Annotated in this window: 13 protein-coding genes and 1 pseudogene; 6 read left to right on the forward strand and 8 right to left on the reverse strand. The window is 69.8% G+C overall.

What is annotated here, in order from left to right; all coding sequences use genetic code 11:
- The first annotated feature begins 3 nt into the window (after window positions 1-3).
- The gene (locus tag ACFZCP_RS43360; protein ID WP_391442272.1) at window positions 4-639 is read left to right on the forward strand and encodes a TetR family transcriptional regulator; all 636 of its coding nucleotides are present in this window, start codon (window positions 4-6) and stop codon (window positions 637-639) included.
- Here ACFZCP_RS43360 and ACFZCP_RS43365 read toward each other — a convergent pair.
- From ACFZCP_RS43365 to ACFZCP_RS43375, 3 genes are all read right to left on the reverse strand, one after another.
- Window positions 608-1,258 (reverse strand): TetR family transcriptional regulator, encoded by a 651-nt coding sequence (locus tag ACFZCP_RS43365; RefSeq protein WP_391442273.1) that lies wholly within the window; start codon window positions 1,256-1,258, stop codon window positions 608-610. The two genes, ACFZCP_RS43360 and ACFZCP_RS43365, sit on opposite strands and share 32 nt — an antisense overlap.
- A gap of 108 nt (window positions 1,259-1,366) precedes the next feature.
- On the reverse strand, window positions 1,367-2,413 hold the full coding sequence (locus tag ACFZCP_RS43370; RefSeq protein ID WP_391442274.1) for a zinc-binding dehydrogenase: 1,047 nt from the start codon (window positions 2,411-2,413) through the stop codon (window positions 1,367-1,369).
- Between the two features lie 161 nt (window positions 2,414-2,574).
- Entirely contained in the window at window positions 2,575-5,796 is a 3,222-nt protein-coding gene (locus ACFZCP_RS43375) for a cytochrome P450 (protein ID WP_391442275.1), read from the reverse strand.
- A gap of 254 nt (window positions 5,797-6,050) precedes the next feature.
- Between ACFZCP_RS43375 and ACFZCP_RS43380 the strand changes: the two genes are divergently transcribed.
- The gene (locus ACFZCP_RS43380; protein WP_391442276.1) at window positions 6,051-6,680 is read left to right on the forward strand and encodes a TetR family transcriptional regulator; all 630 of its coding nucleotides are present in this window, start codon (window positions 6,051-6,053) and stop codon (window positions 6,678-6,680) included.
- Between the two features lie 321 nt (window positions 6,681-7,001).
- On the opposite strand, the gene ACFZCP_RS43385 is transcribed toward ACFZCP_RS43380, so the two are convergent.
- Both ACFZCP_RS43385 and ACFZCP_RS43390 read right to left on the reverse strand, forming a co-directional pair.
- Window positions 7,002-7,343, reverse strand: coding sequence for a MerR family transcriptional regulator (locus ACFZCP_RS43385; protein ID WP_391442277.1), 342 nt, complete (start codon window positions 7,341-7,343; stop codon window positions 7,002-7,004).
- A 1,093-nt stretch (window positions 7,344-8,436) separates the two neighbouring features.
- Complete coding sequence (locus ACFZCP_RS43390) at window positions 8,437-9,096, reverse strand: type III effector protein (protein WP_391442278.1); 660 nt, start codon at window positions 9,094-9,096, stop codon at window positions 8,437-8,439.
- 130 nt (window positions 9,097-9,226) lie between these two features.
- Between ACFZCP_RS43390 and ACFZCP_RS43395 the strand changes: the two genes are divergently transcribed.
- Together ACFZCP_RS43395 and ACFZCP_RS43400 are read left to right on the forward strand one after the other, a co-directional pair.
- Window positions 9,227-9,658, forward strand: coding sequence for an Hsp20 family protein (locus ACFZCP_RS43395; RefSeq protein WP_391442279.1), 432 nt, complete (start codon window positions 9,227-9,229; stop codon window positions 9,656-9,658).
- A 99-nt stretch (window positions 9,659-9,757) separates the two neighbouring features.
- Window positions 9,758-10,153, forward strand: coding sequence for a DUF2267 domain-containing protein (locus ACFZCP_RS43400; protein WP_391442280.1), 396 nt, complete (start codon window positions 9,758-9,760; stop codon window positions 10,151-10,153).
- Here the strand turns inward: ACFZCP_RS43400 and ACFZCP_RS43405 are convergent.
- The 3 genes from ACFZCP_RS43405 to ACFZCP_RS43415 all read right to left on the reverse strand — a co-directional run bounded on the left by ACFZCP_RS43405 (window position 10,117) and on the right by ACFZCP_RS43415 (window position 11,814).
- Window positions 10,117-10,872: an NIPSNAP family protein gene (locus tag ACFZCP_RS43405; protein ID WP_391442281.1), complete on the reverse strand. Its 756-nt coding sequence runs from the start codon at window positions 10,870-10,872 to the stop codon at window positions 10,117-10,119. The genes ACFZCP_RS43400 and ACFZCP_RS43405 overlap by 37 nt on opposite strands.
- A gap of 13 nt (window positions 10,873-10,885) precedes the next feature.
- Window positions 10,886-11,308: an SsgA family sporulation/cell division regulator gene (locus ACFZCP_RS43410; protein WP_391442282.1), complete on the reverse strand. Its 423-nt coding sequence runs from the start codon at window positions 11,306-11,308 to the stop codon at window positions 10,886-10,888.
- A 140-nt stretch (window positions 11,309-11,448) separates the two neighbouring features.
- The gene (locus ACFZCP_RS43415) at window positions 11,449-11,814 is read right to left on the reverse strand and encodes a hypothetical protein (RefSeq protein WP_391442283.1); all 366 of its coding nucleotides are present in this window, start codon (window positions 11,812-11,814) and stop codon (window positions 11,449-11,451) included.
- A 314-nt stretch (window positions 11,815-12,128) separates the two neighbouring features.
- Between ACFZCP_RS43415 and ACFZCP_RS43420 the strand changes: the two are divergent.
- Together ACFZCP_RS43420 and ACFZCP_RS43425 are read left to right on the forward strand one after the other, a co-directional pair.
- Window positions 12,129-12,461: pseudogene (locus ACFZCP_RS43420) on the forward strand (oxidoreductase C-terminal domain-containing protein); the annotation flags it as partial.
- 31 nt (window positions 12,462-12,492) lie between these two features.
- On the forward strand, window positions 12,493-13,677 hold the full coding sequence (locus ACFZCP_RS43425) for a cytochrome P450 (RefSeq protein ID WP_391442284.1): 1,185 nt from the start codon (window positions 12,493-12,495) through the stop codon (window positions 13,675-13,677).
- Window positions 13,678-13,772: the final 95 nt, after the last annotated feature.

Here is a 13,772-nt window from a genome sequence, read left to right on the forward strand (position 1 = left end):
CGTATGCCGACGTCAGCCCCGCCCAAGAACCGCTTCGAGCGGCGCCGCGCCGAGACCCGTCAGGCGCTCGTCCACGCGGCCCGGCAGATCCTCGCGGAGACCGGGGACACCAGCGCCAGCATCCAGGCCATCGCCGAGCGCGCCGATGTCGGTTTCGGATCCTTCTACAACCACTTCGAGTCGAAGACGGAGCTGTTCGACGCCGCGGTGTCCGACGCCCTGGAGGAGTTCGGGCGAGTCATCGACGCGCGCGTGGCAGGCATCGACGACCCGGCCGAGCTGGTCGCGGCCGGTTTCCGGCTCACCGCCCGGATGGCCGACTCCCACCCGGAACTCCTGCGGATCCTGCGTGACCGCGGACTGGCCCACATCCACTCCGACAGCGGCCTCGCCCCGCGCGCCCTGCGCGACCTGGAGATCGGCATCGCCTCGGGCCGCTTCACCTGCGGCAACGCGACCACGGCCCTGTCCGCCCTGGGCGGCACCCTGCTGTCCCTCGTGGCTCTCAGGCTGGACCGCCCGGACCTCGACGGCGACGAGGCCGCCTCCGACCTGGCCGAGATGGTCCTGCGCATGCTCGGCCTCGCTGCGGACGACGCCCATGAGGTCACCCGGCGCCCGCTGCCCGATCTCGCCTGACAACGTCCTGCACCTGAAGCGCGGCCGCCTGTGGTGCTACGCCGGCGGCTACGAGGAACGCGGTGGCCGCGGCCTCGCCCATGGGGTCGGCCCACATGCTCGCGGCGTTCTCCTCGGCGAGGGCCAGCATCAGTGCTTCCAGCGCCTGGGCGAGGACGGGTGCCGGCACATGGTCTGCGAACACGCCTTGGTGTTGACCACGTCGTATGTTCGCGATGGCCTCTTCGCGGGCCGGTGCCAGGGTGGCGCGGACGGCTGCCTCTCCCGGATGGCGACGCCCCAGAGAGATGAGCATGCGGTACTGGTCACCCACCGCCCATGCCGCCAGCACCATGCGTGCCATCGCCTCGACAGGATCTGCATCCGGGACGCGAGCTGCGGCGAACGCCTGCTGGACCGCTTGTCCTGCTTCCTGCCTCAGGTCGGCGACCAGCGCCTCCCGGCTGGGGAAGTGTCCGTAGAGGGTGCGCCGGGCGACGCCGGCCGCCTGAGCGATGCTGTCGAGACTCGTGTCCGGGTCGTCCCGCAGTTGCTGCCGGGCGGTCGCGAGGATGCGTCTGTGGTTGGAGTGAGCATCCCTGCGCTGCGGAGTGCGGTGCGCGCGGTCGGTCGTCCGCATGGCTCCCTCTCTTGACGGTTGCCGGAAAGCCGTGGGCGCCGGTGCTCCCTCAAGCACCGGCGCCCACTCACCCCTGCCCAGGGTGGCTTGGTGTCCTGCTGACGGGCGTCAGGGGACGAGGACGAGGCGGATCGGGTCGCCGATCTTGTTCTCCAGACGGCTGACAGCGTCGGCCGCGTCGATGAGCGGGATGTGATCCGTGATGGAGGGGGCCAGGTCGAGGCGGCCGGCCGCGGTCAGCCGCACGAGCTCGGAGACCGACTCCGGGGTGCCGCCGTAGTGACCGCGCACCTGCTTCTGCAGGTAGTTGAAGGTCAGGCCCTCGGTGATGGTGAGCGGCCTGGGGGTGATGCCCACCAGGATCAGGGAGCCGCCCAGGCCGAGCACGGAGGCGGCCTGCTCACGGACGGCGGGTACGCCGGCGCAGTCGAAAGCGAAGTCCAGGCCCCGTCCGTCGGTGGCCGCGCGGACCTGGTCGGCGAAGTCGGGGTCGGACGGGTCCAGAGCGTAGTCCGCACCGAAGGCCAGGGCGCGCTCGCGGGCGCTGGGCAGCGGGTCGACGGCGATGACCGGTGCGGCGCCGACCAGGCGGGCGAGGCGTACGTTGTGCGCGCCGACTCCGCCCACGCCCCAGATGCCGACGGACTGGGCGGGACGGACGCCGGCGGTGGTGACGACGGCGGCGTAGGGGGTGGAGACCGCGTCGGGGATGATCGCGGCCTGGTCGAAGGGGAGGCTGTCGGGGATGGGGATGAGGGTGTCCTCCCGGGCGATCACGTACTCGGCCCAGCCGCCGTCGTAGTCGATGCCGGCGGTGAGCATCTGGGTGCAGGGGCGGCGGCGCACGCATCCGGCGCACTTGCCGCAGGTCTTGCCGGCTTCCAGGGTGACGCGGGTGCCGGTGGTAAGGCCGCGCTTGAGGTCGGGGCCGAGTGTGTGGACCACACCGGAGACCTCGTGGCCGACGGTGATCGTGTCGGAGGTGGCGAAGAGCGGGATGAGCGAGCCGTCGATCAGGTGGACGTCCGAGAGGCAGACGCCCGCGGCCTTCACCTCGATGAGAACCTCACCCGGGCCCGGTGCGGGGATGGGGACCTCCTCCACGGCGAACTTCTTGCTGTCCAGGTGGAAGCGTCCGGCGAGCATGGTGTCCATGACGATCTGCTTTCTGTGAGCGGCACCGGCCATGGGAATCCAGGGGTGCCGTCGGTGTCTGTGGGGGGCTTGTGGTGGCCGGGAGCCGTACGGCCGGCAGCGGGGGATGCCGCACGCCTCCCGGCTGGCTGGGGGTCGCGCGCCTTGACGGCGTGCGGGGGTCAGGCGAAGACGTCCTGCTGGTAGCGCTCGTCCGCCTCCAGCTGGGCAAGCCAGTGCTGGGCGGTCTCGTCGTCGCAGCCGGTCCTCTGGCGGTGGATGGCGGCCAGTGCCTCGCGGACGGCGGGTGCCATACGGCGGCCGTCACCGCAGACGTAGATGTACGCGCCGTCCTCGATGGCCTGCCACACCGTGTCGGCGGCATGGGCGAGGGCGTTCTGCACGAACCGGGCCGGGTGGCCGGTCACCGCGGAGAAGGCGGTGTGGATCTGCGCGATCCCGGCCTGCTCCCAGTCCTGCATCTCCTGCCGGTAGAAGTAGTCGTGCTCCGGGTGGCGGCAGCCGACGAAGACCTGCGACAGGCCGACCTCGGTGCCGTTCTGGTGCTGCCAGGCCCGCTCCTCCAGGAAGCCGCGCAGCGGTGCGATGCCGGTGCCGGGGCCGATCAGGATCAGCGGCGTAGTGGGGTCGGCGGGCGGGGCGAAGGTCGGGGAGGGCACTCGGACGTAGCCGTAGACGACGTCCCCGGGCTCGAGGCCGGCGATGTAGGAGGAGCAGGTGCCGCGGTACTGGCCGTCGCCGGACAGGGCCGGGCCCTCCAGGAGGCCGACGGTCAGGCGCACATGGCGCGGGTTGGCCGACGGGGCGGAGGAGATGGAGTAGAAGCGGGGGCGGATCGGGCCCATCATCTCCAGGAAGACTGCCAGCGGCAGCTCGATGGCCGGCAAGCGCTCCAGGAGGCCCAGCACCGAGACCCGCTTGCCGAGGATCTCCTTCTGGTAGTGCTCCTCGGCCTCCTCCGTGTCGGCCGTGTACGCCTGGAGCTGCGGCCGGGTCCAGGGGCACTGGGTGTGCTCGGCCAGGGTCTGGATCTGGGAGCGGGTGGCCACGTCCTGCAGTTCGAGGAACTCGGTGAGCAGGATGCCGGCGGTGACCGGGGTGCCGACCGGCAGGTGGGTGCGGCCGCCGCCGGGCTGGTCCAGCCGGAGCACCTGGCCGTACTCGACACCGAGCCGCCTCAGCGCGCGCTCCACCAGGGCGTGTTCGTTCTTGGCGAAGACGGCCAGGTGGTTGCCGGTGTCGTAGGTGACACTGTCGGGCAGCTCGACGGTGATGGACTTCGCGGACGGGCGCGGCGGCTCGATGCTGAAGTCCCACAGACCGGTCGCGTCGGCCACGAGCTCCTCGTTGGCCACCACCGTGACCGGGTACGCCTGCTCGGAGACGATGGCGGGACGCACGTCGGACTCGGTGAGCAGCTGGACCTCGTAGCGCGGACCGCTCGCCGCGGAGGTGTCGGCGGCGTACTCCTCGGCCAGGGTGGCCCACAGGGTGTCCATCCAACGACTGGCCATGCCGTCGAAGTCACCGGCGGCGTCCGCGATGCCGCGCTCGACGACAGGGGTGGCACCCGCGGCCAGCAGACCTTCCTCGATCCGCTTCGGGAATGCCTGGAAGGTGGCCACCCACTGGGTGTTGCCGGCGCCCAGCAGCGCGAACCGCACATTCGACAGCGCACCTTCGGGCAGGCCGGCGGCGAGCAGGTCGTCGAAGCGCTGGGCGTTGTCGGGAGCCTTGCCGTTGTAGCTGGCGGCGACGACGGCGAGCAGGCCCTCGGTGGGCAGGTTGTCGCCGAGATCGTCCAGGCTCATCAGCGTGGTGCCGAAGCCGGAGCGCTCACCGCGGTCGGCGATGGTGCGCGCCAGGTCCTCGCAGGAGCCGAGGCTGGAGCCGTAGGCGACAGTGAGGTTGACGCCGACGCCGCTGACCGCTGTCTGTGCCTGCGTGTCGCCGGTCTGCGGGTCGGTGGCGCCGAAGACGGTCCGCTGGTGCTCCTGACGCTTGCGGACGACCAGTTGGAAGTCGCCGGGCTTGCGGGTCAGGGCCTCGCGGACGTCCATCTTGTAGTCGGTGGTGTCGGAGAACCTGAACTTCTGCAGCACCAGCGCCAGCGCCAGGCGGGCCTCGGTGAGCGCGAACTGCCGGCCGATGCAGGCACGCACACCGTTGCCGAACGGCTTGTAGGCGTGCGGGTGCTGCTCGGCGCGGTTCTCCGGCAGCCACCGGTCGATGTCGAACTCCTCCGGCCGGTCCCACGCCTTGGGGTGGGAATGCAGGGCGCCCATGAGGATGTTGGCCCTGGTTCCCTTCTTCAGCTCGTACCGGTCGCCGATGACGGTGTCGTCGATGGGCGCCTTGGCGATCAGCGGGATGGGAGCCCACAGGCGCAGGGTCTCCTCCAGGATCCGCGGGATCACGTCGAGCTGCATGATCGTGTCGTAGTCGGGAACCGTGTCACCGGGCAGCAGGCGGTCCACCTCGGCGTACGCCTGAGCCAGCACGTGCGGGTTGCGCATCAGGGAGTACGTGGCGAACGACAGCAGGCCACTGGTGGTCTCGTGACCGGCGATCAGGAAGGTGACCACCTGGTCGCGGACGTTGTCGTCGGCGAGCAGCTTGCCGGTCTCCGGGTCGGTGGCCTCCAGCATCAGGCCGAGCAGGTCCTCCTCGCCGGTGCCCTTCCCCTCGCGGCGCTCCTTGATCACGCTCTCGACCAGGTCGCGCATCAGCTGGATGTTCTCGCGGTACTTCCTGTCGTCCGCCTTCCGGAACTTGGTCATCATCGGCAGTTCCTGGGAGCGCCGCATCGACTCGATCAGCGCTTCCAGCAGCGAGTTGAGGAAGGGGTGCAGCTCCTCCTTGTCGAAGGACCGGAAGCGGTAGCCGAACCCGGACAGAGCGATGGTGTCCAGGGTGAGCCGGGTGTAGTCGTCGGTGACGGCGACCGGCCGGCCCTCCCGGCTCTCCCACTTGCCGACCAGGTTCTGGGCGATCTCCAGCATCTGACCGAAGTAGGTCTTCATGGCCCGCTGGCTGAAGGCCGGCAGCAGGATCCGGTGGGCCATGGCCCATTCCTCTTCGTGCTGGTGGGCCGTGAACAGGCCCGCCCCCGTGTAGTCCCGCACATGGCTCAGCGGCGTCTTCTCGATCTGCTTGAAGAACCGCGTCTCGTCGCAGACTTCGGCCACCAGGTCCGGGTCGTAGACGAAGACCTGCTCGATGCCGGCGATGTCCATGCCGTAGATGCCTTCGGGGAACTGCTTGGACAGCTCGTTGAAGTACTCCACCGGGTTGGTGTCGGGGATCTGCGGCGTGTGGCCGAGCAGGGGTATGCCGCGCGGGGACCGGATGGGGCGAAGGTCGTTCGCGGAGTGCGTGGTCATGGCTTGCTCCTCTGCGTGGAGGGAGGTGGAGGGGACGGGCAAGGGCGCGTTGCGCTGGTCAATGCCATGGCGCCAGACAGAAACATACGCCGTATGGAATTGGTACCGTACGCCGTATGGAAACTCGAGGCAACCCCGGCGGCCTGCCTGGCCACCGTGATGTAGGTCATTTCCGTACGATGTATGAAACTGGTACCGTACGGGGTATGGAAAAGCAGGTGAGGCGTCCCGCGCGGGGAACGCGGAAGAGGGACGTGCCTCTGACCGAGGCCGGGATCCATGCCGCCGCCCTGCGGCTCATCGACGCGGACGGAGTCGAGGCGCTCACCATGCGCAAACTCGCGACCGAGCTCGATGCGAACCCGATGTCGCTGTACCACCACGTGCCGAACAAGGAAGCCGTGCTGCGCGGCGTGGCGAGAATGGTCGGCGCCCAGTTCCGCACCGTGACGCTTCAGGACGCTCCCTGGCAGGAGCGCATCCGCCTGCTCGCCACGGACTTCCGTACGCTGGCGCACCGTCACCCGAAGCTGATGGCCTACTCCTTCAGTCAGCCGGGCTTCATCCAGCCCGACGACCCGTTCTGGACCGCACTCACCGCGATCGTGGCCGCTACCGGAGTATCACAGTCGGAGGTACCGGAAATCGCCGCTCTCATGGTCGCCGTCGTCGTCGGTGTCCTGAGCGCCGAACTCAACGGCTCGCTCCAGCAGTGGGCGACCCTCAAGCCCCCCGGTGTCGCTCGCGACGCGGGCGAAGCTACGGTCGCAGACCGTCCGGGCCCTGATCGGGACCACATGTTCCGGCTGGTGATGGACACGCTCATCACGGGGCTGGAGGTCCGGTTCGCCGCCGATCGTAGCGGCCGGGGCGCCGACCGCTGAGTCCATGGGCGCATCAAGCGCGAGCGGGAGTCGGGCCTGTGCCGGCCGCTGGAGTCCGGCCTCGCCTACCAGTGCATGAAGGCCCTCGCGCTGCCCTTCGAAGTGCGCCCCGCCTGGCAGGACATCGCGCATCCCTGGCCGCCGGCGCAGGCTCTGCTCCGCCCACCGGGCAACCGAGAAACCGGGTTCAGGCAAGCATCCCTACCAGCACCGCGGCTGCCACCGTGACCGGCGGTATGTCCACACGCGGCGAGCCCACCGACCGCTGAGGGGGGCCCTGTCTGGCGGCGGTCGGTGTCCAGCTCGTGTCCGGTGTCCTGATCAGGCCGAGGTCTTCGGCTGCGCCCCGCCCTGGGTGCGCAGTTGCTCGTTGATGCGCTGGGCTTCTTCGAGCTGGTCTTCGAGGATGACGATGCGGCAGGCGGACTCTATGGGGGTGCCCTGATCGACGAGTTCGCGGGCGCGGGCGGCGATGCGTAGCTGGTAGCGGGAGTAGCGGCGGTGGCCGCCTTCGGAGCGCAGTGGGGTGATCAGGCGGTGTTCGCCGAGGGCGCGGAGGAAGGCGGGGGTGGTGCCGAGCATCTCGGCGGCCCGGCCCATGGTGTAGGCGGGGTAGTCGTCGTCGTCGAGGTTGTCGGCGAGACGGGGACTGGCAGGGGGCATAGACCTCTTCTTCCGGGGACGCGTCGGGGGGCCCGGGTGCCGTGCTGGCACCCGGGCCCCGAGCTTGCAACACCATCTACCGGCCAACTGCGCCGGCCTTCTGTGACCGCAGGTTCCGCCTGGGAGGACGGGGCTGCGGGGATCGCGGATGCGTGACCGGGGACCACCTTCCAATCCGGGGCCTGCGGTACCCGGGCGGACTGCTTCCTCGCCCGGGCGATCCTGATGGCGTTCTGCTCCTTACTTTCGGTTACTCGGTTGTACTGCTGGGGTACCGCGGGTACTGCTCACGGCCGTTGTGGGCCGCGTCCTGCTTGACCTGCTTGCACGGCAGTTCATGTCTGCCGTGCCCACTTCGACTTCCTGGGTACGACAACACAGTAACTCCGTGACGGGGCAAGGTCTACTTCTGCCGCGACAGATTTTCTTCATGGCGGGCCGGTGGAGTTCTATGTCGGATATGCACGAAAGGGTGATGCGACAGGGCTGTCTCCCAGCTTGGCGGGCCACACGCTGAGCCAGGCGGCGCAACCGGTCCGGGTGGGGTGGTAGCGCATGTCCCACACGGGGACGACATCCCCGGAGGTCCGTCGCGCCCCTGTCTGGGTGGAGAGCGGCAGTACCTCCGACGTCGCTCGTGCCCCGTACTGCCGTCCAGGCGTTCGTCGAAGCCGGATCCGGCTCCGGGCCCCGGAAACGGCGGACGCGCTCGCTCTTGTGGTCTCCGAGCTCGCCACCAACGCCCTGCGCCACGACGGCAGCCGCTACCCCCTCAGTCTTGGTGCCGCTGCCGATGCGGTGCACGTCGCTGTGAGTGATCCCAACACGTACGCCCCAGGGAACGCGCCCCTGACCTCAACGGCTGCGCCGGCGGCTCGGATGGCCCATGGTCCGCCTCCTGGCCCGCGAGGTGAACCTCACTCCCGGCCCCGGACGGGGAAAACCCTTCACGTCCGCCTCCCGCGGTGATGGCGACCGAAGGATCAACCGCGGATGATTGAGATTGATCTCCAGGAATGGCGTGCCCCGGCCGGCTCGCCGGGGGCCTGTTACGGGGTGCGGTCCGCCTTCGTGCGTCCGCGCTGTGTATCGGTCAGTCGGGAGCGGCGGTTGTGGCCGTGGCGGAGTTCGTGAGGGCGTCGAGTTGGGTGGCGAGGTCGGGGTGGGTGGTTGTCAGGTGGGGGCGGGTGGCGTTCAGGGGGTGGATGAGTGCGGCGGGATCGTCATGGGCGAGGGCCGCGTGGAGCTGGCTGAGCGGGTGGCGGGCGACGGTGGGGAGGTCGGTGAGGGCGGTGATCTGGCCGGCGATGCGGCGCAGATCGGCGGCGTTGTCACGGGCCCAGGTGGCGAGGGTGCGGTCGGCGGCGCGGCGTTCGCGGGTGGCCTGGACGCGTTGTTCGCCGGTGGTTCCGGCGGGGCCGGGTCGGTTGCGCAGGTAGCGGCGTTCGGCGGCCTGGCGGCTGGCGACGCCGAGGGGGCGGGCGAGGTCGGCCCAGCTGGCGCCTGCGTGGCGGGCGGTTTCGATCAGGCCGGTTTCCCAGTCGGCGAGCTGCTCGCGAACCTGCCTCAGCAGCAGGAGGGAGGCCAGGGCCTGCTCCGGGCCGATGTCGGGCGTATCGAGGACGTCGGGAGCCTCGTGCTGGGCGGCGCGCAGGGTGTCGTCTATGGCGTGCAGGGCCGCGGCTGCGGCGAGGAACGAAGCCGGGTTCTGGGAGTCGGGACTGGAGGAGACCGGCTGGTCGGCTGCTGTCATGAGCACCTCCCTCGGGTGGTTGTCATCCTTCTGACGACACCATGTTTGTCATCCATTGGATGACATGTTACAACGGTTTCAGTGAGGCGCACTGGCAGCAACTGCCCGAACCTTCTGGAGGTGTTTCACCATGTTGATGCGCACCGACCCCTTCCGTGAGCTCGACCGGCTGGCTCAGCAGCTGATGAACACGGGCACCTGGTCACGGCCGTCCGCGATGGCGATGGACGCCTACCGCGAGGGCGACGAATACGTCGTGGCCTTCGACCTCCCCGGCGTCAGCGCGGAGGCGATCGACATCGACGTCGAACGCAACATGCTGACCGTCAAGGCCGAGCGCCGGCCCGTGGCGAAGGCCGACGACGTCCAGATGGAACTGTCCGAGCGGCCGCTAGGCGTCTTCTCCCGGCAGATCGTGCTCGCCGACACGCTCGACACCGAGCGCATCAAGGCCGACTACGACGCCGGGGTGCTCACCCTGCGCATCCCGATCGCCGAACGCGCCAAGCCCCGCAAGATCGCCATCGGCGGGGGATCCGACCGCAGGGAGATCTCCGGCTGAGCCGGGCGATGCAGGTAGAGCAGCGGCGGAGGACGGGCACCTGAGCTCCCCCTCACCCGTCCTCCGCACCACAGGAGCCGAAGAAGGGCGGCGGTCGACGTGGGCCTGCGACGGGAAGCGTTCCTCGACCAGGTGACGGAACGCGGCGAGTACGGCAGCCGGCAGGAAGCAGAACGCGCGGCCCGCGTGGTGCTCGCGCTGCTGGGCGCGCACCTGGTCGGCGAGGTGCGTGCACAGCTGGCGGCGCGCCTGCCGGAAGGCTTCGCCCTTGTCCTGCTCAACCCGCTGCAGAGCGCCGAACCCCTCTCACCCGAGCGGTTCGTGCGCGCGACTGCGGCCTGGATCGAGGGAGCGACCGACCAGACCGCGGCCTGGGACGTCAGTGCCGTCCTCAGCACGGTCGCCGACGCGGTCGGCGAGGACCTGATGCGGCAGATCCTGCTCCAGCTCCCTGTGGGCTACGACCTGCTCTTCGGCCGCCCCCAGTCCACCTGACCACCCCAATGTCCGCGGCGCCCCTTAGGGCGCCCGTGCCGTCGGCGGCTCCCGGCAACGTGCCCGCGCCGGGGGCCGCAACCGCCGGTCCCGTCCGCTCCTGACCATCGATCCGAGCCCTGGCCCCTGCTCGGGATCCGGACCTCGAGTCGTCCCCGCACCGGTGCGCGAGCCGGGGCGGTCCCTGGAAGCCCGGGTTCGTGCGCATCAACGGTCGCCCTCGCGGCACTCAACCACAAGCCGGCGACGAAGCCGCTCCTTCGTCGACGCGGAATCGCGGGGCGGGAGTCGTCGCAGCGGAAGCGCCGAGAGCGGAGCCCGTAGGGTCTCAGCTTCCGCAGGAGGCGTCGTATCGGGGTCAGCGCAAGGGTGAGTACGCGGTGGGCGTCAGCAGGCAGGGTCTCGTCGAGGCCGACGATCTGGCTGATGTCGAAGCCCTCCATGTCCGCGCGGAATTCGGGACTCGACAGGTACGCCTCCAGCCGCTCCTGTACGTCGTCGGTGTCCCTGTAGGAAACGAGGGCGTACAGCTGAGGAGTCTCGCTTCTGGGCGCCGCGGGCACCGCCCAGACGCCGTGGGTGGTGATCCGGTGCTTGGCCATGCCGGGAATGTGCTTGGCCCAGATCTTCTCGTAGGCGGAGAGCGCGTCGGGGCTGCGCAGGGTGTAGACGCGGAGCTGGTACTGGGGCATGACACTGGTTCCTTTTCTTCTGGGCATGGATGGCCGGCGGTCAGCCCGGGGAGAGGAGGCGGGCCAGTTCGGCGTCCCAGTCGATGTGTCCGGACTCGGTACCTCGGGGCACCAGGGCCTCCGTGTACTGCAGGAAGGACGTGATGTCCCGCACGGGGACCTCGAGCAAGGCGGTGCCTGCGGAGGACCCGAGGGCGATGAACATCGACTGGTCACCCCGCCCCGCGGCCGACCAGATCCGGACGTCCGCGTAGCCTGCGGAACCCTCCAGACCATCAGCCAGAAGATCCCGCCCCAGCACCCATTCGACCGGCTCGTCACCGTCGGCGAAGAAGACGGCATGGACGACATAGGGGTCGGTGGGCTCATACCGAAGACGTACGCGAAGGGGCAGTGAGCAGGCACGCGAGACGACCAGCTGCACGGTCACCCGCCGCTCCACAGTCTTCAAGGACTTCTTCATCGACTTCTGCTCCTGGGCGTGGCTTGGCGGCGGCTGACGTCCGGCCGGCCGCGAAGAGGCGGCGTGGGCGGAGGCGGTACAGCAGGTCGCGGGCGCCGGATGGCACCGGCGCATCGCACGATGAGTGACGCGGCGCTCACTCATCCGGGGGTCGGGGCCGCCGACCCCCGACCGCGGTAGAAGTGACCATCGCGGTAGAAGTGACCATCGCGGTAGAAGTGACCATCGCGGTAGAAGAGACCGTCGCAGTCGTGCCGGGTCGAATCGGTGGCGCGCGGGTCCTGGTGCCAGCCGCGGGTCTCGTCGCAGGAGTAGCCCTGCTCGAGCAGGTAGCCGACACCGTGGTCCCAGCCGTCATCAGTGGCCTCGGCCCCGACGGCCGGGCGCTGGACGTGCGTGGACGCAAGGGGCGCGGCCGAGGCGGCGCTCGCGGTACCGAGGACGGCGACAGTCGCGACCGCCACGGAGGAGACAGTGACGGCGATGCGCTTCGTGAGCTTCTTCATGATCTTTCCTTCCCGGTGGCGTGGTCTGCGCCAACGGCGGTTTCGGTCAGGCGATGTGCGGCGCCTGATGTGGTCCGGGCGAGCAGTTCCATACGTTGTATGGAATCGCCCTCCCATTATTGCCATACGTTGTATGGAAATGTCGAGGTGACGAAGGCCACTGGGTGGCCGGCGTGCGCGAGTGACGACAACTTCCGTCCGTCACGTGCGAGTTGGGCATCTCCGTCCCCTCGGTGCGCCGGTGTTTCCGTTCCGCAGCTGCGACGTGCGGGCCCCGGCCCATGCTGGAAATCGAGGGGGGCGGGACAGCGGTCGGACTCAACATCAAGTCCGTGGGCGTACCCACCTACTCCGACCACGTGGTCATCGCCCAGGGATCCCTGGAGGCGCGCCGCCTGGCGATGGTTTACGGCTACCAGGGCCGGGTCACCGCCGCGGTCACCGTCGACATGGCCAAGTCGCTCGACTACTACCGGCACCTGATCGAGACGGCCGTGCCGTTCCCGCCGCCGCCCGGCGCGGCCGACCGGGCGATCGCGGCCGACGTCACGATCCCCTCCGATGTGCCGGATCCGTCGGTGCTGTCCCACGGCCCGACCGTCGCGCTCACCGGTTACCTTCCCGACCGTCGGCTGACGGTGGTGTAGCCCACGTCCTGTCCCATCACGAGGAGCCGTCATGGACTCCGCCACGTTGCTGGCACGGATCACCGACTACGCCAGCCGCCCCAACCCCTACCCCCTGTACGCGGAACTCCGCGAGGCCGGTCCCGTGGTACAGCAGGCAGACGGCAGCTACCTGATCGGCACCTACCACGAGATCGCCGCTCTGCTCCACGATCCGCGGATGAGCGCCGATCCCCGCACCCGGGGGGAAGTGGCCCACAAGCCGCCCTTCCTCCGGCTCGACGACCCCGAGCGCCACAGGCTGCGCACGCTGGCCATGCGGCCCTTCGGGCCCCCACGCAGCCCCCGCCGGGTCGACTCCATGCGCGGCGAGATCGACCGGATCACCGAGGAACTGCTGGAGCCCTTCGAGGCGGGCCGGCAGATCGACATCGTCGACGACTTCGCCTACCCGCTGCCCGTCACGGTGATCTGCCGGCTGCTCGGCGTGCCGCGCGAGGACGAACCACTGTTCCGGGCCTGGTCCGACGCGCTGGTCGCGGCCGCCGACGTCAGGCCCGAGGGCGACTCCGCCGAGGAGGACAAGGCCGGCGACCAGGCGCGGACGGAAATGGGCGGGTACCTGGTGAACCTCGCCGAGCAGCGGCGTGGTGATCCGGGCGACGACATGCTCTCCGCCTTCGTCAACGAACCGGACCCTGCCCTGCGTCTCACTCAGGAGGAACTCGCGGAAACCGCCGTGCTGTTGCTCATCGCCGGGCACGAGACGACGGGCGACCTGATCACCAACGGCTCGCTCACCCTGTTGCGCCATCCCGAGCAGCTGGACCGGCTGCGACGCGAACCCGAACTGCTGCCGCGCGCGGTGGAGGAACTGCTGCGCTACGAGCCCCCGGTCCACATGCGCGGGCGCGTCCCGCACGCCGACATCGACGTCGCCGGCACCGAGATCCCGCAGCACGCGTCCGTCATTCTGGCGCTGGCGTCGGGCAACCGCGATCCCATGCGGTTCGACGAGCCCGACCGGTTCGACCCCACCCGCCCGGACAACCAGCACCTCGGCTTCGGCAGCGGCATCCACCTCTGCTACGGAGGACCCCTGGCCCGCATCGAGGCGCAGGCCGCGCTCGGCGCGCTGCTTCCCCACCTCGGCGGGGCCAGCCTGGTCGAGGACCCGCCCCCGTACCGGCAGAACGCCATGCTCCGCGGCCCCCGCCACCTGCCTGTCCAACTGTGAGGCCGCGTGGCCACGGCGCCCTCGTCCCGCTCCGGCGGGATGAGGGCGCCGAGTAATGAGCCCAGCGAACGCGCCTGATGATCCGATCACCTGTG

The sequence above is a fragment of the Streptomyces sp. NPDC007971 genome, from assembly GCF_042958635.1.
GTDB lineage: Bacteria > Actinomycetota > Actinomycetes > Streptomycetales > Streptomycetaceae > Streptomyces.